Genomic DNA, 21,294 nt, shown 5'->3' with positions numbered 1-21,294 from the left:
GGGCGGTGGCGGTACCGATCGCCCCGGGGCCTCAGCCCTCCAGCGGCCGGGACCCGATCAGCCCGGCGATCTGCTCCGGCGCCACGGCCCGTGAGTACAGCCACCCCTGCCCCGTGTCGCAGCCGATCCGCCGCAGCCGCTCCGCCTGCCCGGCCGTCTCCACGCACTCCGCGGTGACGGTCAGGCCCAGGCGGTGCGCCAGCTGCACCATGGCCTCCACGATCGTTTCGTCGGCCGGGCTCGGATGCGTACCGTCCTCGTACCGGAAGCCCTTCACGAACGCCCCGTCCAGCTTCAGGACGGAGACGGGCAGCCGGCTGAGGTAGGCGAGGTTCGAATAACCCGTCCCGAAATCGTCGATGGCGATCCGTACGCCCATGTCGCTCAGCGCCTGGAGCGCTCTCAGCGGACGGCCGCCGGAGCCCATCACCGCCGACTCGGTCAGCTCCAACTGGAGCAGCCCGGGGGCGAGTCCGGTCTCGGCCAGGATCTCCGCCACGTCCGCCACCAGGTCGGAGTCCCACACCTGCCGTACGGCGACGTTGACGCTGATGAACAGCGGCGGTTCGTCCGGGTGGTCCAGCTCCCAGCGCCGCGCCTGGCGGCACGCGGTGCGCAGGATCCACCGGCCGAGCTGGACGATCGAACCGTCTTCCTCGGCGATCTGGACGAACCGATTCGGCGGCAGCACCCCGAACTGCGGGTGGTTCCAGCGCACCAGTGCCTCGACGCCGCGCAGCACCCCGTCCGCCATCCCGACGAGCGGCTGGTACTCCAGCGTGAACTCGCCGCGCTCCACGGCGGGCCGGAGCGTGGAGGAGAGGGACTGCCGGGTCATGCGGTGGGCGTTGCGCTCGGGGTCGAACAGGGTCCAGCGGGCCCGGCCGTCCGCCTTGGCCCAGTACAGCGTGGTGTCGGCGGCCTGCATCAGACCGGTGGGCGAGGTGCCCGCGGCGGTCCGCTCCACCACGCCGATCGAAGCGGAGACCGAGAGCCGCTGTCCGGCCAGGTCGAACGGCTGCTGGAGCGCGGCGAGGACCGAGCGGGCCAGGTCGGTCAGCTCCTGGGTGCCGGCCGAGTCCTCGACCAGGATCGCGAACTCGTCGCCGCCCAGACGCGCCACCAGCCGGTTGCCCCCGGCGTTGCGGGAGGCGTCGTTCTCGGCGCAGTCGGTGAGCCGCGCGGCGACGGCGGCCAGCAGCCGGTCGCCGGTGCGGTGGCCCAGGGTGTCGTTGATCGCCTTGAAGCCGTCCAGGTCCAGGTAGCAGAGGCCGATCCGGGCGTGTTGCCGGGACGGCAGGGAGTCGTCCTGGTACGGCGGGGTCTCCAGGGCCGAGGCGAGGCGCTCGAAGAACAGCGTCCGGTTGGGCAGCCGGGTCACCGGGTCGTGCATCTGGAGGTGGCGCAGCCGCTCCTGGAGCTCCCGCCGGTCGCTGACGTCCGCGACCGTCAGGAGCACCCGGGCGGGCTCCGCCGCCGAGGCTCCCGTCATCGGTACGACGGTGATCTCGGCCCACAGCGAGCGCCCGTCGGGGTGCTTGAGCCGGCGCGTGCAGCGGAACCGGGAACGCCGGCCGAGGAGCACCTCGCGGTACGCGTGCCAGGTGCGGTCGTCGCCGGCGAGGTCGAGCAGTTCGCACGCCTGCCGCCCGGCGAGGACCGCCGCCGGGGTGCCCAGGAGCCCGCCGAGCGCCTCGTTGGCCCGCACGACATGGCCCCGGCCGTCGACGACGCCCATGGGGAGTGTGGCGGCGTTGAACGCGGCCCGGTAGTCGCGCAGCTCGGAGGCGGCGGAACCGGGGTCGCCCCCGGCGGGACCGGTCCGGACGGAATCGGCCCGCGTGGAGTCGGCCCGCGTGGAGTCGGTCCGGGCGGGACCGTTCTCGGCCGGGGCCGTCGCATGACGCTCCGTGACCGGCGCGGCGGGCGTGCCCGGGGCCGTGCCTGCCGAGGCCCTCGGCCCTTCGGAGGTTCCGCTCACCGCTCGCTCCCGCTGTGAAGGTCGTTGTGAACTGGTGGGGTCGGACTGGCCGCCGGGTGGTGGTCCCGTGAAGGGGCCCGTTCCACGCGGGAAAGCGTGGTGAAGCATAGAGGGTGCCGCGTCGGCCGTTCCAGCTCACCGTCCGGTCCGGGCCACCGTGCACGGCCGGAAGTGAGCGGGAGCAGGCATTCCGGTTTGCCCGGTCCTGCTCATTTCTGCACGGATCTGTTGCATCGGGCGACTGGACCGACTGATGGTGACGTTCCGTGAAGGTGTGGGCGGCGATTTTGACCGCTGACCCGTGTGGGGCAGCACAACAGGGCGTGGCGTGGTGAAGCGGCACAGGGTGGACGGGATGGACCGTGTTTCCCCACCCGGAGGTCGATGTGCCGTCCCGTCGCGGACCCGGGGGAGAGGATCGGCTGCCTCTGCGCAGTCTGGCCGCCGCCGCCACCTCCCTCCTGGCGCTCGCCGCCATGTCCCTCGTCGCGGGCCCCGCCGGGGCCGCCACGGGCGACGCCACGCCCTGCGCCCTGCCCCGGACGGCGGCCCACCACTCGCTCGGCCTGAACACCTGGAACGCGGCCTACCCGCGCCCCGATCAGAGCCTCGACGCCGTCATGATCTTCCTGTCCTTCCCGGACTCCGAGCCGGTGCTCACTCCCGAGGCGCTCACCGCCGACCACTTCCCCGCCACCACCCGCTTCTTCGAACGGGCCAGCTACGGCCGGTTCACCCTGCGCCCGCACCCGCAGCGGACCTGGACGCAGATGCCGCGCGACTCCACCTGGTACGCCATAGAGCGGGACTGGAACGCCGAGCGGCGCACCGCCTACCTCCGGGACGCCATCGCCGCCGCCGACGACGACGTGGACTTCTCCCGGTACGACGTCGTCTACTTGGTGGCCGATCCGGACGCCCCCGGCGTCGACTCCGACGCCACGAAGGTCGTCAACTTCGACCGGCCGCTGCGTGCCGACGGCCATGACATCCGGCGCGTCGTCACGGTCTTCGAGCAGCACCCGCCCGACCGCAACGTCCTCGCCCACGAGACCGGGCACGTCTTCGACCTCGCCGACCTCTACCACCGGCCCACCGACGGCAAGGGCGACTGGGACACGTACGTCGGCGACTGGGACGTCATGGGCAGCCAGTTCGGGCTCGCCCCCGACCTGTTCGGCTGGCACAAGTGGAAGCTCGGCTGGCTCGGCGGCCGGCAGGTCGTCTGCGTCCAGGGCTCGGCCGACCTCACCCTGGAACCGGTCGCCGCCGCCCCGGTGCCCGGCGGCTCGATCGGGACCCGGCTCGCCGTCGTCCGTACCGGCACCGACAGCGCCCTGGCCATCGAGGCCCGCAGCGCCACCGGCAACGACCGGGGCACCTGCGCCGAGGGCATCCTGATCTACCGCGTCCGCAGCGAGACGGCCTCCGGCGGCGGACCCGTCGAGGTCGTCGACACCCATCCGGAGACCGGGGCCTGCTGGGACCGTTCGGTCTACCCGCCGCTGGCCGACGCCCCGCTCGGGGTCGGCGAGACCTTCACCGTCCCGGGCGACGCCACCCGTATCGAGGTCGCCGACCGGACCCCGTCCGGCTCCTGGACCGTCCGGATCACCGCCGGGGTCTGACACCTTCCCGCCGGCCCCCGCACACGAAGAAGCCCCCCGCTCGCGCGAGGGGCTTCTTCTGTCTGTGCGCCGTCAGGGACTCGAACCCCGGACCCGCTGATTAAGAGTCAGCTGCTCTAACCAACTGAGCTAACGGCGCCTGCTGACGTCGTAGACATTAGCACCCTGATCCGCCCGAGGAAAAATCGCAGGCACGGGGCCCCGGGAGGACGCGGAACGGCTCACCCGCACACAGGCCCAGAGCAGCACATCGGGACCCGGCAGCCACGGCGTACGGGTGTCGGGGGCGACCACCCAGCGCGGCCCACCGTCCGACGAAGTGCAGGTCAGGGGCGGTACGGTCACGGCGTCCCCGGTGCCGTGGCAGAGCAGGGGCGGCACCGGGCCGCGCGACTCCCCGGGGCCGCCGGACCCCTCGGAACCGCCGGTTCCCCACTCCTCCCAGGCGAGCAGCGAGGGCAGCCGCTGAGCCGTTCCGGGGGCCGCGAACAGCAGCATCCGGCCCCGGTGCGTGGCGACCGGACCGGAGCCGGGCCCCTCCGCCCAGAGTCGCTCCAGCATCCGCCGCCCGAACAGCGCCGGTACGTTCACCACGTCGAAAGCGGAACCGCAGGGCAGCACCCCGGGGGCGGTGGGGTGCTCCTCCCACTGGGCGAGCGTGCTGCGCGGGTAGGGGGCGGCCCCGGCCAGCCAGGCGGCGCCGGCCGCCGTGACCTGGGCGGCCTGGGATCCGGAGTGGTCCCGGAGCAGGGCGAAGATGTCGACGCCGTGGTGCGCGACGGCGGCACCGGCCTGCAGGGTCGTTGTGTCTTTCAGCCATGCGCTCATGAAGCAAGGTCTACCGGGAGTGACGGAACTGATTCCGAGAGTTGCCGGAAACCGGGACAGGTGAGGAGAGGGAGGGGTATCTTGCCCGCCTGAATATGCCACGGGACCTGACCCCCGGCCTGACGGCGCAGCACCTGCCCCGGCCGTCCCACCGGCCACATCGGTCCAGGCCACCCCATCGGCCACATCGGCCCCGGAGGCCCCACCTGCCGCATCGGCCCCGGAGGCCCCACCCGGCCCCGGAGGCCCCACCGGCCGCATCGGCCCGGAGCCTCCAGCGGCCCCGGAGCCCCCGGAAGCCCCGAAGGCCACGGGGTCGGGCTCCCGGGCTCCTGGGCTCGGCCCGTCCCCGTACGTCAGGCTCTCGGGGAGTCCAGCAGCGAGCGGCCGAACTCGATCATCTTCTTCGCGTAGTCCTCGGTCCACTCCGCGCGCTCCGCGACGTCCGCCGCGGTCAGCCGGTCGAACCGGCGCGGGTCGGCGAGCTGCGCCGCCGCCATCGCCTGGAACTCCACCGACCGGTCCGTCGCGGCCCGGAAGGCCTGCGTCAGCTCGGTCGCCCGGGCCAGCAGCTCACGCGGGTCCTCCAGCGACTCCAGGTCGAAGAAGTGCTCCGGATCCGCCGTGGCCTGAGACGGCTCGAAGAGCAGGGGCGCGGGGCGCAGCCGCTGCCGTTCGTTCCGCTCGGACTCTGTCATGTGCTGTTCCTCCCTCGCACGGCCAGGACGGCCACCCTCCATTGTCCAACCCCGCGCAAGAGCGCCCCAGGGCCTGAGCTCCGGCCACCCCTTACGGCTTCCAGCGCACCCGGTGCTCCGCGAGATGGGCCAGCACCGCGTGGTTGGCCTCCCAGCCGTCGGGGAACTTCACCGTGACGCCCAGCTGGACCGGCTCCGTGGACGGATGCTCGTCCAGCAGGTCCGCCACCCCTTCCCGGCACACCACGACGCAGGCGTGCCGGTGCCGGGACGCCAGCACGCACAGGCGGCCCGTCTCCAGGTGGAAGGCCGTGGCGTCGGGGCGGCCCGACAGGGGGTGCAGCACCACCGTGACGTCGAACTCGCGGCCCTGGAGCCGGTTCGCCGTGTCCACCGCGACCCCTGTGACGCCCAGCTCCGCGAGGGCCGCCCGCACCGCGGCCGCCTGGTCCCGGTGGGCCGTGCCGACCGCGACCCGGTCCGCCGTCACCGGCACCGGCTCGTCCGCCCGCTCACTGGTGGCGACGCCGCCCCGGTCCAGCAGCCGCCGGACCACCAGGGCCACCGCCCGTACCGCCTCGGGGTCCGTGCGAGGGGTGTGCCGGGCGGGCAGCTCCAGCAGCCCCCACCCGGACTCCGCCGCCTCGTCCAGCACCCGGTCGGGCCCCGACCCGTCCGACGCCACCCCGAAGGAGAGCTTCCGGTCCCCGTGGTCCGTACCGCTGCGGAACGGCGTGTACGGGTAGAACGCGTCCGACACCAGCGGGGCCGCCGACGCCGGGAGCCGCCACGACACCGGCAGACGGTGCTGCGGCAGCTCCGGATTGTGCGCGAGCAGCGTGGACACCGCGCTCGCGGAGGGGTCGTAGCTCAGCCCCGCCCACTGGTCCGCGCCCACGATCGAGAACGGGTCCAGCTGACCCGGGTCCCCGACGAACAGCGCCCGCTCGAACAGCCCGGCCACGGCCAGCAGCGCGTCCGAGCGCATCTGGTACGCCTCGTCGACGATCGCGTGCCCCCACGGCTCCACGTTCTTCACGTGCGCCCACTTGGCGGCCGTCGAGATCACCACGTCGAGCCCGGCCAGATCCGCCACCTTCGCCGACTTGGTGACGTTGGCGAGGCCGTCCAGGACCTTGTCGTACGGGTCGGAGTCGCTGCTGTGCAGCCGTCCCACCGGCAGCTCCGGGTCCTTCTCCGCGAGCCGCACCACCAGGTCGTCGACCTGGGCGTTCGTCTGCGCGATCACCATCAGCGGATGCCCGGCGGCGGCCAGCTCCAGGGCCGCCCGGACCACCAGCGTCGACTTGCCCGCGCCCGGGGGCGAGTCCACGACGATGCCCCGGCTGCTGCCGTGCAGGGTGTCGTCGAGGATCGCGCCGGTCGCACGGGCCGCCTCCGCGCCCGGATCGAACACGGTGCTCACGGAAGGTCCTCCCGGATGGCAGGGGTCACAGCAGGTCCTCCGGGGTCACGGGGTCGGGTTGCTCCGTACGCGTCGCGGCGTCCGCGCCCGGCGGCCCGCCATGGGTCCACGGCGTCTCCTCCGGGTCCGGCAGCTTCGGTCCGCCGCGCTGGTCGTGCTCGAACAGGGTCCAGGCGATCCGGTCCCCGGGCTCCGGCACCGAACCCGGCGCGGGCTCCTTGCCCCGGCCCATCCGGTCCAGGATCCGCAGCACCAGCAGGACGTCGCCGTCCTGGTCCGGCTCCTCCTCGGCCCGCACGAACTCCGCCGTCTGGGGCTTGCCCTCCAACGAGCGGTAGACCTTCGTCCGCTCGCCCAGATGCGGTCGCTCGTCCGTGCGGACGGTGACCAGCGGGCGCGGCGAGGGCCGCTTGGACTCCGTGTACGTCATCTCGACATCCGTCACCGTGGCGAGGAACGCCTCGCCCGCCAGCCGCCGCCCCGCCAGCACCAGCGGATCGTCCAGCGCCTCCTGTGCCTCCAGCTGGGCCTGGGCGGTCTCCCGGGAGGCCAGCTTCTGGGCCGCCGTCACCGCGTCGTCGCGGCGCGGCTGCGGCGGCTCGCCCGAGCGCACCCGGTCGCGGTGCGCGGTGAACGACCAGCGGTCCCGGGTCCAGCGGTCCTCGGACCGGGACCCCTCGGGCAGCTCCCGCAGCAGGTCGAGACCGCGCCAGACCGCGTCCCAGGTCGGCAGCATGACCCGCGCCAGCAGCGAACGGATCTCCCGCTCGGCGCCGCTCAGCTCACCCAGGCGGGCATCCGCGGCGAGCCCGTCCTCGGCGGACGCGAGCGCCGTGCGCGCCCGGTCGTACCGCTCGATCGCCGGGGCGAGCAGCCGGTTGTCGAAGTCCGGGTCGGTCGCCGGACCGGCCGGGGGACACAGCAACTGGCCCTCCTCGTCCCGGGCCAGCTCCGCCCGCAGCGCCGCCTCGGCCCCCGAGGAGCCGGCCGGCGGGTCGATCCAGGACAGCAGCGCGCCCAGGTGCTGGTCCTCCAGGCTGCTCTGCCCGGTCGCCCAGTGCCGGTTCAGCAGATCGGTGGCGGCCAGCAGGAGCGAGGAGCCGGGCACCCGGGCCCGCTCCCCGTAGTGCGTCAGCCAGCGGCCGAGCAGCGGCACCCGGGCCGGGGCCGGGTACGGGGTGTCCGGATCGTCCTCGGCGGTGCGGCGGAACCGCATGGACCGGCCCAGCAGCCGGACGAACTCGACGCCCGCCCGGCTCGGCACGATCAGCTGGCCCGCGTCCGTGCACAGCTCGACCTCGACCTTGGTCTTCTTGCCCGTCGCCGGATCGGTCTCGTTGCGTTCGGCGGGCTCGACGACGTCCGCGTACGCCTCGATGTGCGGCAGGACCGCTTCCGCCAGCTCGGCCAGGAACGCGAACCGCAGGTCCCGGTCGCGCGGCTGGGCGACGGCCAGCAGCCGGGGCGCCTCCCGGTCCGTGCCGACCAGCGCCCCGAGCGGGGCCCCGGCCTCACCGGCGGTGGTCAGCGGCACCAGCACCAGCGGCCGGTCGGTGAGATGACGGTGGCGGACGGTCGCGAGCGGCTGGGCGCGCCCGGAGTCGACGGCCTCGAGCCGGGCCAGGGTGGTGATCAGCGACATGCGGCCGCGCCTTCCGGAGTCCCGGCGCCCGGGACCGAGGCGGCACCCCGCGCCCCGGCCCGCAGGGCGGCGGCGCTCTCCAGGGCCTCGGCCCGCAGGGCGGCGGCCCGGCGCAGCGCCGCGACCGTCGGATCGGCGGGATCGCCCTCCTTGCCCGCGGCGGCGGCCAGCACCCCGGCCACCGTCGTCAGCCCGCCCAGCTCACCGCGCACACTGCGGCCCAGCGTCTCCACCGCCCCCTCGGCCCGGGACTTCGCCCGGCAGTGGAAGGCCAGCTCGCAGGCGGCCAGGCACTCCGGGGCGTACGCCGGGGGCACCGCCGCCACGGCCGCGTCCAGCTCCTCGGACGGGCACGCCGGATCGAACGTCGTCCCCTCCGGCAGCCCCGCCGCGATGTCCTCGATCCGGGTCAGCCGGGTCAGCTGACGGCGGGTCACCGCGCGCTGCTTGCGTACGTCCACGACGGAGGCGGTCGGCAGGTTGGAGAAGTCCTTGGGGCAGACCAGCAGCACTCGCTGCCCGACCTCCGCACCCTCCGTCACCGCCGCGACCCGCTCCAGCGCCAGCACGTACACCGCGGCCTGCCGGGCGGCGGCGCCGACCTTCGACGCGTCGGCCGAGGCGTCGATCATGGGAAATGACTTGATCTCGACGACCGTCCACCGGCCGTCGGGATGCACGACCACCGCGTCCGGCTCCAGATAGGCGGGGGAGCCCGCCACCTCCAGGGCCAGCATCGGGTGGTCCAGCAGCGCCCAGCCGCCCGCCGCCGTGGCCTCCCGCAGGGCGAGCGCGGTGCGCGCGGCGCGGCCCTCGGGACCGGCGGCGCTCAGATCGGGCGTGGCGGCGTCCGGGCCCGGGGCGGGGGAGGAGCCGCCCAGGCGCTCGTACAGCAGACGGAGCAGCTCCGCGCCGCCGTCGGCCTTGACCTTCGCCTCGAAGGCGTTGCCCCGCATGAAGGCGAACTGGGACTGCCCGAAGGGGGCGGGTGAGCCGAGCGCGGTGGCCAGCACGCCCTTGTCCACCCCGGCGCCGTCGAGCAGGGCCCGCCGCTTGCAGCCGGGGTTGGCGGCGAGGGCGGCCAGGGCTCTGGCGTCCAGCGGATGCGGTGCGACGGACGGGCCGCGCAGCTCAGCGAGCCGCTGCCGGAGCGTCGTCGCTCGCGTCCGCGTCGGCGGCGTCTCTGGCTGCCGTGCCGCCGACTGCCGTGCCGGGGGGATCTGCGGAGGTGGTCCGCTGGCCGGGGATTCGCTCACCCGTGGAAGTCTTGCACCCGGCACTGACATCCGGGGACACGGTCGCCGGAATCGCCGCGGCGGAGGTGCTCGCGCCGCCCCGCTTCCGGCCGCCGGGGAGGCTGCTGGGGAGGACGCCGGCCAGCCGCGCCTTGACCCCGTCGGCGAACCGGATGACGGGCTTCACCAGCAGGGCCCCGAGGCCCATCACGGCCGCGCCCGCGACGGCGTCCAGGAAGTAGTGGTTGGCGGTGCCCATCACGACGATCGTGGTGATCAGCGGATAGGCGATCCCCGCCGCCCGTATCAGGGGGTGGCGGCCGTGCCGCCACAGCAGGATCCCGCACCAGAGCGACCAGCCGACGTGCAGGCTCGGCATCGCCGCGTACTGGTTGGTCATCCCGCTCAGCCCGCGCGGCGCGCTCGCCCCCTCGCCCCACCAGCCGTACGCGCTGTACTGGGCCATCGTGTCGACGAAGCCGTGGCCCGCGTCCAGCAGCCGGGGCGGACAGGTCGGCATCAGCGTGAAGCCGACCAGACCCAGCAGCGTGGAGTTCATCAGCCAGACCCGGGCCGCCCGGTACGCCGCCGACCTGCGCCGGAACATCCAGACGAGGACGGCCGGGGTGACCACGTAATGCAGTGAGGCGTAGGCGAAGTCGGCGGGTATGCCGATGGACGGGGTGCTGGTGAAGAGACGGTTCAGCGGATGCTCGGCGTTGAGGTACAGCGCCTGTTCGAACCGGAGGATCGCCAGGCCGTTGTCGACCGCCGTCGACACATCGCCGCGCACCAGGAGGCGGCCCACGGAATACAGCGCGTACACCACCGCGATCAGTGGCAGCTCCGTCCACCAGCGGGGCCGGTGACCGGTCGCGGGCGGCGCGGTGGCGTGCGGCATCCGGTAGCTCTCCCCATGTTCATGCGGCCGACGACGAACGTTCAACCGTACGGCGGCGCCGTGCCACCGCATCCCCCGGGGGTCCCCTTCCGGACGTCCCGTACGCAGCGGTCCCGCCGTGGTCCGATTCGTGGCCGGGACTGCGCAGGGTGGGACGCCCTCCGGGGCCGGGAGGTTGCCTGGCGGGCCGGTACGGGATGATGGAGGAACCCAGCACCAGCGTTCCAGGGAGAGCCTTCATGGCACCGCGCATCCTGCTCGCCCGGCACGGCCAGACCCAGTGGTCGGTCCGGGGCAACCACACCGGCAGGACGGACATCCCGCTCCTGGACAGTGGACGCGAGGGCGCGAAGCTGCTCGGCGAGCGGCTGCACCGGGCGCCGTGGGCGGGGCTGCCCGGCGTCGAGGTCCGCACCAGCCCGCTCGTCCGGGCCGCCGAGACCTGCGAGCTCGCCGGGTTCGGGGAGCGGGCGGAGCGGTGGGACGCGCTGATGGAATGGGACTACGGGGCGTACGAGGGGCTGACCCCGGCCGAGATCAAGGCGGACCGGCCCGACTGGCTGATCTGGCGGGACGGGGTGCCGGGCGGGGAGTCCGTCGCCGATGTCACCGCCCGCGCGGACGAGATCGTCGCGTGGGCGCGGTCTGCGGACCGGGACGTGCTGGTCTTCGCCCACGGCCACATTCTGCGCGCTCTGGGTGCCCGCTGGCTCGGTGAGGACCTGTCCTTCGGCGCGCGGATCCGCCTGGAGCCGACGTCGCTGTCGGTCCTGGGCTGGGCGTACGGCCTCCCGGCCGTGGAACGCTGGAACGACACGGGCCACCTGGACCGCTGACCTCGCGGGGCGCCCGCACCCCTTGCGCCTGTGCTGCCCTTGCGCACGCCCGCACCTCTTGCGCCTGTACCTGCTCTCCCGGCCCGCCCGCGCCACCCCAGCCCGTCCGGCGCACCCAAGCGCGTCCGGCGATTGAGGACGGAACCCTGCGGCCGGTGGGCGGGGACTTCACGGACCCCGGGGCGGGGGAGACCCTGATGCGCACCCGAGAACGTGCTCAACGGTTCCGTCCTCAAACGCCGGACGGGCTGGACGAGGCCACCGCTCGACGGGCTGGATTTGTGCGCCCCGGATCGGGCTGAAGGGTTCCGTCCTCAAACGCCGGACGGGCTGGGTGGCCGCCGCCGGACGGGCTGGAAGGGGGCACCGCTCCACAGGCCGGGTTCGCGCGCCCCGGAACGAGCTGAAGAAGGGGGCGCCGCCCTACGCGCCGGACGGGCCGGATCCGTGGCGGGTCAGGAACGACGACACCTCCGGCGCCCCGGCCCGCGGCCCCAGCGCTCGCGCCGCCCCCGCCAACATCCCCCGGATCCGCGACGACTGCACCCGGGTCAGCAGATCCAGCACCTGGTGCCCCGTCGCCGCCGCCTCGTCCGCCCGGCCCGCCCGGGCCAGGTCACCCGTGAGCTGGGCCCGGTACAGCGCGAGGTTGCGGGTGAAGTGCGCGTCCTGGAGCACCACCGCCCGCCGCCCGTGTCGCGCCGCCCGGGACCAGTCGCCCAGCGACGACCAGCACTGCGCCTCCAGCAGCTCCAGCTCCGCCTCCCGGAAGAAGCTCATCCACTCCGGGTCGCCCGCCGCGGGGCCCCGGTCGAAGGCCGCCCGCGCCCGCCCGATCGCGCGGTCGCACCCCGTACGGTCACCGAGCCCCGCCCGGCCCCCCGCCTCCCGGAGCGCGAGCAGCGCCAGCAGCCGGGGCGACCCCAGCGTGCGGGCGGCCCGCTGGCCGGCCTCCGCCGCCCGGACCGCCTCGCGCGGCCGCCCCGCGTCCCTGGCGAGGAACGACGTGTTGCAGAACGCGTGCGCCTCCAGCCCCGCGTCCCCCGCAAGACGCGCCGTGGCCAGCGCCTCCGCGTAGTGCGAGCGGGCGTCGTCGAAGCGGCCCGAGTCATGGGCCAGCCACCCCACCGAGATGGCCAGCTCACCCGCGCCCGCGTGCAGCCGGTCCGAGGTGGCGCGCCGCGCGGTGCTCCCGGCGTCCAGCAGCTCGTACGCCGCGCGCAGCGGCTGCGCGGCCCGCCGGTAGAGCCCGTCACCGCCGTGCCGGTCGTCCAGCAGCCGGATGTCCCGTACGGCCTTCTCGACGGCGAGCACCTCCGCCTCGCCGACCCGGCGCTGCGTGGGCAGAGAGACCCGGGCGGAGGCGGGCGCCCCGCCGAGACCCAAAGAAGCGGCCGCCACTGTGGCGGTGCCGCTCGTCATGAACACGCGACGCAGCACGTCGCTCTCCTCGGGGATGTCGTCGGTATCGGTGTCGCGGGGCGACGGGGGGCGGGGGGACGGCCCCGGGGACGTGGCTCCGGGCGCAGGCGGGGGTTCCGATACGACCCGGGCGCCCCGCCCCCGTACGCTCTCGCGGGCCGAGAACCCCAGGTCGGTCAGGGAAGCCCCGGGGAACATGTGCAGGAAGACGCGCTCGTAGGCGTAGTTGGGGCAGCGGATCTCCCCGGACTCCACGCGTCCGATGTACCGGGCGTCGCACGCGACCTGCTCCCCGATCTCCCGGGCCGCTCTGCGGACGGCAGCCGCGAACTCCCCGGCGGAGCGCTGTCCGCGCAGCTGACGGAAGGCGAGGTTGGGAACTGCCCCTGTCGACGCCATGTCCGGCCCCTCTCTGGTGCAGCCGGGGGCGTGCCACCCGGCGGTCCCCGGGCCTCCCGGTCGCTCCGGCCTCCCCGGAGTCCCGGTGTCCCGGCGGAGCATGAACGTACCTGCTGTGACGAGGCGCACACACAGCGTTTCGTTGCGAAAGCGGGCATACCGCCCGTGATCCGCCATGAACTGCCACCCTTTGCGGCGGTGTGGGCCCGTAGCCCTTGACGCCCCCGCGGCGTTGGTCCATGTGGAGACGGAGTGTGGCTCCGTTCGGCGATGAGAGGAGGGGTTCCCTTGTTGCACCTCGGCAGGGAGACCGGCTCACGGACGACCGCGACGACCCCCGCCCCGGCGGACCCGCCGCCCCTGGACCTCGTCACGGTCCCGGCCCGGCAGGGCCTGGAAGCCGTCGACATCCTCCGTCGCGGCGGCGACCAGGAGGCCGTCGGCCCGGTCCTGCACGACGGGGCCTGCGACACCCTCGGCTTCCTCGTGCCGCCGGGCACCGCCGACGCCTGGGACGTACCCGGCAGCGCCTGTACGCGGACCGACGGCCGCGGGCTGCGCATCCCCGCCGAGCCGCCGGTCTCCGGATCCGGCTGGCTGCTCCCGCCCGCCGAGGACGCCCCGGTCACCGACCCGGCCGTGCTCCGCGCCGCCCTCGACCAGGCGGCCCGGCTGATCGAGGCGGCCGACAGCCGCCGCTGAGCCCATAGCTGCCGCTGAGCCCATAATGGCCGGACGGGCGGAACACCTCCGCACACTTCCGCCAGGCCGGCGACCCCGGGCCCCCACCAGCAAGGACCAGCGAACGTGGCACGTCGAGGAACGCCGGGCCGGGCCAAGGGGAAGAGCGCGGACAAGGCCGCCACCGGAGGCGCGAAGGCGAAGGGCCGCCAGGAACGCCAGGGCTCCGGACGCGGCGCAGGCCGAGGCGAGCGCGAAGCCGTCTCCCGGCCGGTCGGCGGCGGCGTCGCCGAGCTCCGGCCCGACCGCGAGCGCCCGCACGGCTGGACGCTCCTGATCGACGGCGCCCCGCAGTCCCACGTGGACCTCGACGACCTCGCACACCTCTCGTTCGCCTACCAGCGCCGCCTCGGCCACATCATCGACCTCGCCGCGCCCCCGCTCCAGCCGCTGCACGTCCTGCACCTGGGTGGCGGCGCGTTCACCCTCGCCCGGTACACCGCCGCGACCCGCCCCCGTTCCACCCAGCAGATCGTCGAACTCGACGCGCCCCTGACGCAGTTCGTCCGCGACCATCTCCCGCTGGACCCCCAGGCCCGCATCCGGGTCCGGGCGGCCGACGCCCGCGAAGGGCTCGGCAGATTCCCCGACGGCTGGGCCGACCTGGTCATCGCGGACGTGTTCAGCGGGGCCCGCACCCCCGCCCACCTCACCTCGGCCGAATTCCTCGGCGAGGTACGCCGGGTGCTGAAACCCGAGGGGCGCTACGCCGCCAACCTCGCCGACGGACCCCCGCTCGCCCATCTGCGCGGCCAGCTCGCCACCGCCGCCGCCGTCTTCCCCGAACTGGCGCTGGCCGCCGACCCGGTGGTGTGGCGGGGCCGCCGCTTCGGCAACGCGGTCCTGCTCGCCTCGGCGCTGCCGCTCCCGGTCGCGGAGTTCACCCGGCGGGTGGCGAGCGACCCGCACCCCGGCCGCGTCGAACACGGCCGCGCGCTCAGCGACTTCACCGGCGGGGCGGCCGTCGTCACCGACGCGGCGGCCAAGCCGTCGCCCGCGCCCCCGCCGTCCGTATTCGAAAACCCCTGACCGGAGGGCGAAGGCTCACGGTTCGACGATCTGCACCGTCGGCGGCGTCCCGTTCCAGGTGCAGAACACCGAGTGCGTCGTGCCGTCCTCCCCACCCCCGTCGCTGAAGTCCACCCGGATCCAGGCGTCGTTCGTCCACACCTGCATCGACCAGCCCGGCTCGGGCGTCGCCGAGACGAGCTTCGCCGACTCCTTGCCCAGCTCGAACACCACCCGGCCGCCGCCGGTCCGGTAGCTCTTCACCTGCCCCGAAGCCTTCGCCGGAGCCGACCGCGCGGGCGGCTTCGCCGGGGCCGCCGACGGTGTACGCGAGGGGCGCGGGGCCGACGCCGAAGGGCGCGCGTCACCGGTGCTCGGCGAGGCGGTGGGGGCGGGCGACGTCCGGTGCGTCGAGGAGACGAGCGGCTCCTCGGTGCTCTGGCCGATGCGCTGCGGAGCCCCCGCACCCACCGAGACCGGTACGGCCCGGGGCGGGTCGTACGCCGTCCCCGTCATGACCGTGTGCACACCCCACCACGAGAGCGTGACCGCCGCGCCGGTGGCGAGCGACCACGCCAGCGCGTGTACGAGTCCTCGTTGCATCCGGCACATCCTGCACCACCCGGGCCGCTCCTGGCTCGCCCCGGCCGCCTCGAATCCGCCCGGGCCGACGGGGGCAAACGCCCTTCTCCGGCCTTTGCGGAGGATTCCGACGGGGCCGGGACCGGGCCCCTCGCCATGGCGTACGGTGCCGCCCATGGCAAGTGTGCTCGTGGTCGAGGACGACCAGTTCGTACGTTCCGCCCTCATCCGGCACCTCAGTGAGGCCTCCCACACGGTACGGAGCGTGGGCACCGCGCTCGAAGCGCTGCGCGAGGTCGCGCACTTCCGCTTCGACGTGGTCATCCTCGACCTCGGGCTGCCCGATCTGGACGGCGCGGAGGCGCTGAAGATGCTGCGGTCCATCACGGATGTCCCCGTCATCATCGCCACCGCCCGGGACGACGAGAGCGAGATCGTCCGGCTGCTCAACGACGGCGCCGACGACTACCTGACGAAACCGTTCTCCGTCGAGCACCTCTCCGCCCGGATGGCCGCCGTGCTCCGCCGCTCGCGCGCCGCCGGGGGCGAGGCGCCGTCGCCCCGGGTCATCCGCGTCGGCGGGCTCTCCATCGACCCGCTGCGCCGCAGCGCCGAACTGGACGGGGCCGAACTCGACCTGACCCGACGCGAGTTCGACCTGCTCACCTTTCTGGCCGGGCGGCCCGGTGTGGTCGTCGCCCGCAAGGAGCTGCTCGCCGAGGTCTGGCAGCAGTCCTACGGCGACGACCAGACCATCGACGTCCATCTGTCCTGGCTGCGCCGCAAGCTCGGCGAGACCGCCGCCCGCCCGCGCTATCTGCACACCCTGCGCGGCGTCGGCGTGAAGCTCCAGCCGCCCGCCGACGCACCCGCCACGGAGCCGCCCGTATGAGATGGGCCCTGGTCAAGGTCTGCCTGGCGGTCACCGCGATGGTCGTCATCGCCTTCGCCGTACCGCTCGGGCTCGTCATCCGGGAGATGGCCAGCGACCGGGCCTTCTCCGACGCCGAACGCCAGGCCGGGACCATCGCCCCGACCCTCTCCATCACCACCGACCGCGAGGAGCTGACCCGGGCCGTCCTGTCCACCGAACCGGGCGACCGCGGCCACCTCGCCGTCCACGTCCCGGCCCCCGGCAAGGCCCGGGCCGAGGACACGGAAGGGGCCGCGGGCGGGCCCCTCGACATCGGCACCCGGCGCGCCGCCCCCAAGGACGTGGCGACCGTGCAGAAGGACGGGCGGGCCTCGATCGCCGAGGTCACCGGCGGGTTCGCGCTCCTCCAGCCGACCGCGCTGAGCACCGGGGAGATCGCCGTCGTCGAGGTGTTCGTCCCCGAGGGCGAGGTCTCCAACGGGGTCGCCACCGCCTGGCTGATGCTGGCGGGCGTCGGCGTCGCCCTGATCGTCGGCTCGGTCGCGGTCGCCGACCGGCTCGGCGTACGGATGGTGCAGCCCGCCCAGCGCCTCGCCGGGGCCGCCCAGGACCTGGGGGAGGGGCGCCTCGGCACCCGGGTCCCCGAGGAGGGGCCCACCGAACTGCGGTCCGCCGCCGTCGCGTTCAACTCCATGGCCGACCAGGTGGTCCAGCTCCTGGCCAACGAGCGCGAGCTGGCCGCCGACCTCTCGCACCGGCTCCGCACCCCGCTCACCGTGCTCCGGCTCAACGCCGCGTCCCTCGGCGAGGGCCCGGCGGCCGAGCAGACCCGGGCGGCCGTCCAGCAGTTGGAGCACGAGGTCGACACGATCATCCGCACCGCCCGCGAACAGCGCCCGCAGACCCAGGGCGGGCAGCCGGGGGCGGGCTGCGACGCCTCCGAGGTGATCCGCGAACGCATGGGCTTCTGGTCGGCGCTCGCCGAGGACGAGGGCCGCGAGGTGCGCCTCGCGGGGGTCGACCGTACGGTACGCATTCCCGTCGCCCGCCCCGAACTGGCCGCAGCGCTCGACGCGTTGCTCGGCAACGTCTTCCGCCACACCCCCGAGGGCACCGCCTTCGCCGTCGACGTCCACCACAGCGGCGACGCGGTCATCGTGCTCGTCTCCGACGCAGGACCGGGGATCGACGACCCGAAGGCGGCCCTCGCCCGGGGCGCCAGCGGCCGAGCGGGGTCGAGCGGCTCCACCGGCCTCGGCCTGGACATCGTGCGCCGGGTCGCCGAGTCCACCGGGGGCGATCTGCGCATCGGCCGGTCCGTCCTCGGCGGTACCGAGGTCCGGATCTGGATCGGCCTGCACGGCAACCGCCCCGAGCGCGGCCGGCGCGGCCACGGCCGCCGGGTGGGGCGCCGGGTCGGACGGCAGCGGCGCGAGGAGAACCGGGCCGCCGGGTCGCTGCATTAACCCGCTCCGATGCGTTCCTTAAGCGGAACCTAAGAACGCCGACCCCTGTCCGTAACGCCCTTTTCGCCCGTTCCGCAGGCGATAGCGTGCTCGTGAAGCAACCCCGGGAGTCGTCGAGCCCCCACCTCCTCCCGGGGCCCCCACGTCGGCCCCCGCCGCCACCGTTCGCCCCGGTGGCGGCGGGGATACCGGCTCCCCGACCGTCGTACAGGACAGACAGAGATGTCCTCAGACGCCGGACGGGCTGGAAGTGCCACCCGCCCGCCACTCCTCGGCGTACGCGTCGAAGATCGCCCGCAGATGGTGGCCGATCTTCAGATAGTCCAGGTCGTCCAGGTTGGCCAGCGACACCCGCACCGACCACTGAGGGCCGTCGAAGCCACCGCCGTTGAGCAGCACCACCGAGGTCTGCTCGGCCAGCCGGAACAGCGGGTCGACCGGCTCGTAGTGCTGCTCCAGGAAGTCGGCGAACGGCTTCCCGTGGACCCGCTCCGCCTCGGCCAGCAGGTCCAGTTCGATGTAGTACGCCGCCCGCTTCGGATCCTCCGATACCTTCATGTGCGCGCCCTCCAGCAGGAGTTCGAGCCGCTGCCGCACGATCGCCCGGATCCGGTGCTTGTACGCCTGTCCCTCGTCCAGCATGTCGAAGAGCGAGAACAGTGCCATCATCACCTGCTGCGGCAGCGAGAGCCCCGCCGTGTGGTTCAGCGCCACCTGCCGGGAGTCCGCCACCAGCCGGTCGATGAACCGCATCTTCTCCGGCTCCAACGTCAGGGAGCCGTAACGCCTGTTGAGCCGGTCCTTCTGCTCCTGGTCCTGCTCCGCCAGCATCGCGTCGATCACGTTGTCGTCGTGCAGCGCGATCACCCCGAGCCGCCAGCCGGTCGCCCCGTAGTGCTTGGAGTAGGAGTAGACGAGGAGGGTGTTGCGGGGCAGGTCCGCCGCGAGCGAGCGGAAGCCCTCCACGAACGTCCCGTACACATCGTCCGTCACGATGATCAGGTTCGGGTTCCGCTCGCCGACGACGGACACGATCTGCTCGGACACCCGCGTGGAGAGCGCCAGCGAAGGCGGGTTGCTCGGGTTGACGCAGCAGACCAACTTGATCGAGGGGTCCGCGAGCTTGGCGACCTCCTCCTCCGGGTAGCGCCACTGCCGCACCCCGGTCTCGGTGAACAGGCTGGCCTCCACGTGCACCACGTCGAAGTCGTACGTGTCCAGCTCGGGGATCTCCAGGTACGGGGTGAACACCGGCACCATCAGGGCGATCCGGTCGCCCTTCTCCAGGATCCCGTTCTTCATCAGCGAGTCGAAGATGTAGCACATCGCCGCCGTGCCGCCCTCGGTCGCGAACAGGCTCAGCGTCTGCCCCTCCGGCGGCCGGTGGTCGAACATCTCGTCCGCGACATAGCCGCGCACGATCTCCTCCGTGTGGCGCAGGATCCGGTCCGGCACCGGGTAGTTGTCCCCGATCGAGGAGTCCGCCAGCTCGTGGAGGAACGCCTCCCGGTCGAAGCCGAACCGCTTCACCGCCAGGTCCACGCTCGCCTTCAGCAGTTCGATGCCCGGCAGCTCCGGGTGCGTACGGACGAAGTGGTCGAAGCGCTCCGCGCACCCGGCCTCCTCCGGCATGCCGCCCAGGTTGTCGGCCGTCCACACCCGCCGGGACTCCGAGATCGCGAAGTAGCCGAGCGCGTGGTACGCCTCGCGGGGGCCGGTGGCGACCCAGTTCGGGTTGCCGCGGCCGGCGTTGAGCATGGCCCGGGTCGTCTTCCCCTTCTGGCCCGGCCGGCCGCTCTGCGCGTCCGTCGCGATCCGGATGAACGTGTCCTTCAGCTCGAAGGGGGAGAGCTGGGCGTAGGACCGGATCTCTTCACGGCTGAGGCGGGTCTTCGGCATGGCGGTGTCCGTTCCGTTACGGGTCAGTGGTTGAGCAGGACGATCACGGCGCCCCATACCGTCAGCAGGACGTTGCCGACGGCGTACGGGATGGTGTAACCGAGGGTGGGGATCTGGGACTTCGAGGTCTCGTTGACGGCGCCGATGGCCGCCGTGGTGGTCTGGCCACCCGCCAGGACGCCCATCAGGATGGGGAAGCGGATCTTCTGTACGTGGTGGCCGACCAGGAAGCCCACGATCAGTGGGACGACGGTGGCGACGGCCCCCAGCAGCAGCAGTCCCCAGCCGGCGGACGACAGGCCGCTGGTGAAGCTCGGCCCGGCGTTGATGCCGACGACGGCCACGAAGAGGCAGAGCCCGAGGGTGTCCATGAACCACTGGGCGCCGGGCGGCACATTGCCGTACGTCGGGTACTTGCCGCGGATCCAGCCGAAGACCAGCCCCATGATCAGCCCGCCTCCGGAGGTCGACAGCGAGATCGGCACCCCGCCCGCCGTCAGCGCCGGGATGCCGATGCAGCCCCCGAGGAAGATGCCGAGGCCGACCCAGACCATGTCCGTCGCGAAGCTCGTCGGGACGGGCTTGCCGAGCGCCTTCCCGGCCGGGCCGACCAGGCGTTCCGGGCCGGTGAGGATCAGTGTGTCGCCGCGCTCCAGCTTCGTGGACAGGCGGTACGGGAAGAGGGCGCCCGCCCGGTACAGCTTGTCGATGTACACACCGACCATGAACGGCTCACGCCGCACCTCCTCGATGGTCCGCCCGAGCTGCTCCTTCTCCGCCACGACCACGTGCAGGGTCTCGGTGCGGTAGCCGAGCAGCGCGATGTCGTCGGCCTCCGCCCCGATGTGCGTACGGGCGTCGAAGTCCACCAGGTCGCCCCGGATCGCGCTGACCGCGACGGTGTCGCCGAGCCGGAGGGTGCGGGACTGGTCGTGCTCCAGCACCGTGCCGTCACGCCGGATCCCGGTCAGGTAGACCCGGCGGCCCAGGGCCTTCTGCTGGTCCTCGAAGTCCGCCACCGAGCGCCCGACCAGGTCCGGCCGCTGGACGCTGTACGCGCGCAGGACCACCTCGTAGTAGCCCTCGCCCTCGTCCGGGCTCTCGTCCGGCGCGTCCAGCTCGGCGGCGAGCTCCGCGCTCTCCTTCGCCAGGTCACGGCGGTAGAGCCGGGGCAGCACGTTGGCCAGGAGCATCGCGCACAGAATCGTGCCCAGCGGATACGTCACCGCGTAACCGACGGCCACCAGGTTCTCCTCGGTCTTCACCTCGTCCGCCGACAGCCCCGGCAGCGTGCCGATCGCGTCCTGGGCCACCCCGATCGCGGCCGACTGCGTCAACGCCCCGCTCATCAGGCCGGCCCCGAGCCCGGGACCGTAACCGAGCAGCCGGGCGAAGAGCCAGGAGACCAGCAGCCCGGTCACACAGACGACGACCGCGTTGACGACCTGCGGCAGGCCGTCCTTCTTGAGCCCCCGGAAGAACTGCGGGCCCACCCGGTAGCCGAGGGCGAACAGGAACATGATGAAGAACAGGTTCTTCACCGTGTCGTCGATCTGGACCTTGAACTGGGCTCCGAGCAGCAGCCCCGCCACCAGACAGCCCGTCACCGCGCCCAGGGCGATCGCCTTGTAGCGGACCTTGCCCAGCAGGAAGCCGAACGCGACCACGAGGAAGACGAGCAGCTCGGGATGGGGCTGGAAGATGTTCCGGTTCAGGAAGTCGACCACG

Annotated in this window: 17 protein-coding genes and 1 tRNA gene; 6 read left to right on the top strand and 12 right to left on the bottom strand. The window is 73.5% G+C overall.

What is annotated here, in order from left to right:
• Window positions 1–31 precede the first annotated feature (31 nt).
• Entirely contained in the window at window positions 32–1,981 is a 1,950-nt protein-coding gene (locus WQO_RS11945) for a putative bifunctional diguanylate cyclase/phosphodiesterase (protein ID WP_058953959.1), read from the bottom strand.
• 386 nt (window positions 1,982–2,367) lie between these two features.
• Between WQO_RS11945 and WQO_RS11940 the strand changes: the two genes are divergently transcribed.
• Window positions 2,368–3,609, top strand: a complete 1,242-nt coding sequence (locus WQO_RS11940) for a M6 family metalloprotease domain-containing protein (RefSeq protein ID WP_010062806.1) — start codon at window positions 2,368–2,370, stop codon at window positions 3,607–3,609.
• A 65-nt stretch (window positions 3,610–3,674) separates the two neighbouring features.
• Here WQO_RS11940 and WQO_RS11935 read toward each other — a convergent pair.
• From WQO_RS11935 to WQO_RS11910, 7 genes are all read right to left on the bottom strand, one after another.
• Window positions 3,675–3,748 (bottom strand) — tRNA-Lys (locus tag WQO_RS11935).
• The gene (locus tag WQO_RS34430) at window positions 3,739–4,437 is read right to left on the bottom strand and encodes a bifunctional DNA primase/polymerase (RefSeq protein ID WP_010062807.1); all 699 of its coding nucleotides are present in this window, start codon (window positions 4,435–4,437) and stop codon (window positions 3,739–3,741) included. Before WQO_RS34430 ends, WQO_RS11935 begins: the two co-directional genes overlap by 10 nt.
• 356 nt (window positions 4,438–4,793) lie before the next feature.
• Window positions 4,794–5,135 carry a hypothetical protein gene (locus WQO_RS11930; protein WP_010062808.1) on the bottom strand — a complete coding sequence of 114 codons (342 nt, stop codon included), beginning with the start codon at window positions 5,133–5,135 and terminating at the stop codon, window positions 4,794–4,796.
• A gap of 91 nt (window positions 5,136–5,226) precedes the next feature.
• On the bottom strand, window positions 5,227–6,561 hold the full coding sequence (locus WQO_RS11925; protein ID WP_032785214.1) for an AAA domain-containing protein: 1,335 nt from the start codon (window positions 6,559–6,561) through the stop codon (window positions 5,227–5,229).
• Window positions 6,562–6,586: 25 nt separating this feature from the next.
• Window positions 6,587–8,203, bottom strand: coding sequence for a hypothetical protein (locus WQO_RS11920; RefSeq protein WP_010062811.1), 1,617 nt, complete (start codon window positions 8,201–8,203; stop codon window positions 6,587–6,589).
• Window positions 8,194–9,228 carry a hypothetical protein gene (locus tag WQO_RS11915; RefSeq protein ID WP_058953958.1) on the bottom strand — a complete coding sequence of 345 codons (1,035 nt, stop codon included), beginning with the start codon at window positions 9,226–9,228 and terminating at the stop codon, window positions 8,194–8,196. The genes WQO_RS11920 and WQO_RS11915 overlap by 10 nt, the downstream gene beginning before the upstream one ends.
• Window positions 9,229–9,334: 106 nt before the next feature.
• On the bottom strand, window positions 9,335–10,339 hold the full coding sequence (locus WQO_RS11910) for a phosphatase PAP2 family protein (protein ID WP_029182518.1): 1,005 nt from the start codon (window positions 10,337–10,339) through the stop codon (window positions 9,335–9,337).
• A 239-nt stretch (window positions 10,340–10,578) separates the two neighbouring features.
• On the opposite strand from WQO_RS11910, the gene WQO_RS11905 reads away from it, so the two are divergent.
• Window positions 10,579–11,175 carry a histidine phosphatase family protein gene (locus WQO_RS11905; RefSeq protein WP_010062813.1) on the top strand — a complete coding sequence of 199 codons (597 nt, stop codon included), beginning with the start codon at window positions 10,579–10,581 and terminating at the stop codon, window positions 11,173–11,175.
• A 423-nt stretch (window positions 11,176–11,598) separates the two neighbouring features.
• Here the strand turns inward: WQO_RS11905 and WQO_RS11900 are convergent, their stop codons facing one another.
• Window positions 11,599–12,996, bottom strand: coding sequence for a hypothetical protein (locus WQO_RS11900; protein WP_010062814.1), 1,398 nt, complete (start codon window positions 12,994–12,996; stop codon window positions 11,599–11,601).
• Window positions 12,997–13,284: 288 nt separating this feature from the next.
• On the opposite strand from WQO_RS11900, the gene WQO_RS11895 reads away from it, so the two are divergent.
• Both WQO_RS11895 and WQO_RS11890 read left to right on the top strand, forming a co-directional pair.
• On the top strand, window positions 13,285–13,698 hold the full coding sequence (locus WQO_RS11895; RefSeq protein WP_193407185.1) for a hypothetical protein: 414 nt from the start codon (window positions 13,285–13,287) through the stop codon (window positions 13,696–13,698).
• 105 nt (window positions 13,699–13,803) lie between these two features.
• On the top strand, window positions 13,804–14,766 hold the full coding sequence (locus tag WQO_RS11890; protein WP_010062817.1) for a spermidine synthase: 963 nt from the start codon (window positions 13,804–13,806) through the stop codon (window positions 14,764–14,766).
• A 15-nt stretch (window positions 14,767–14,781) separates the two neighbouring features.
• Here the strand turns inward: WQO_RS11890 and WQO_RS11885 are convergent, their stop codons facing one another.
• Entirely contained in the window at window positions 14,782–15,348 is a 567-nt protein-coding gene (locus WQO_RS11885; RefSeq protein WP_010062818.1) for a superantigen-like protein SSL4, read from the bottom strand.
• A gap of 154 nt (window positions 15,349–15,502) precedes the next feature.
• Between WQO_RS11885 and WQO_RS11880 the strand changes: the two genes are divergently transcribed.
• Both WQO_RS11880 and WQO_RS11875 read left to right on the top strand, forming a co-directional pair.
• Window positions 15,503–16,219 (top strand): response regulator transcription factor, encoded by a 717-nt coding sequence (locus WQO_RS11880; protein WP_029182519.1) that lies wholly within the window; start codon window positions 15,503–15,505, stop codon window positions 16,217–16,219.
• Window positions 16,216–17,667 carry a sensor histidine kinase gene (locus tag WQO_RS11875; RefSeq protein ID WP_010062820.1) on the top strand — a complete coding sequence of 484 codons (1,452 nt, stop codon included), beginning with the start codon at window positions 16,216–16,218 and terminating at the stop codon, window positions 17,665–17,667. The genes WQO_RS11880 and WQO_RS11875 overlap by 4 nt, the downstream gene beginning before the upstream one ends.
• 228 nt (window positions 17,668–17,895) lie before the next feature.
• On the opposite strand, the gene WQO_RS11870 is transcribed toward WQO_RS11875, so the two are convergent.
• Both WQO_RS11870 and aspT read right to left on the bottom strand, forming a co-directional pair.
• On the bottom strand, window positions 17,896–19,566 hold the full coding sequence (locus WQO_RS11870; protein WP_010062821.1) for a bifunctional aspartate transaminase/aspartate 4-decarboxylase: 1,671 nt from the start codon (window positions 19,564–19,566) through the stop codon (window positions 17,896–17,898).
• 23 nt (window positions 19,567–19,589) lie between these two features.
• A complete protein-coding gene (aspT, locus tag WQO_RS11865; RefSeq protein WP_010062822.1) occupies window positions 19,590–21,293 on the bottom strand; it encodes an aspartate-alanine antiporter in 1,704 nt (567 codons plus the stop codon).
• Window position 21,294 lies beyond the last annotated feature (1 nt).

It is taken from the genome of Streptomyces globisporus C-1027, from assembly GCF_000261345.2.
Classification (GTDB): domain Bacteria; phylum Actinomycetota; class Actinomycetes; order Streptomycetales; family Streptomycetaceae; genus Streptomyces; species Streptomyces pakalii.
This window is presented reverse-complemented; position numbering and strand designations above follow the sequence as displayed.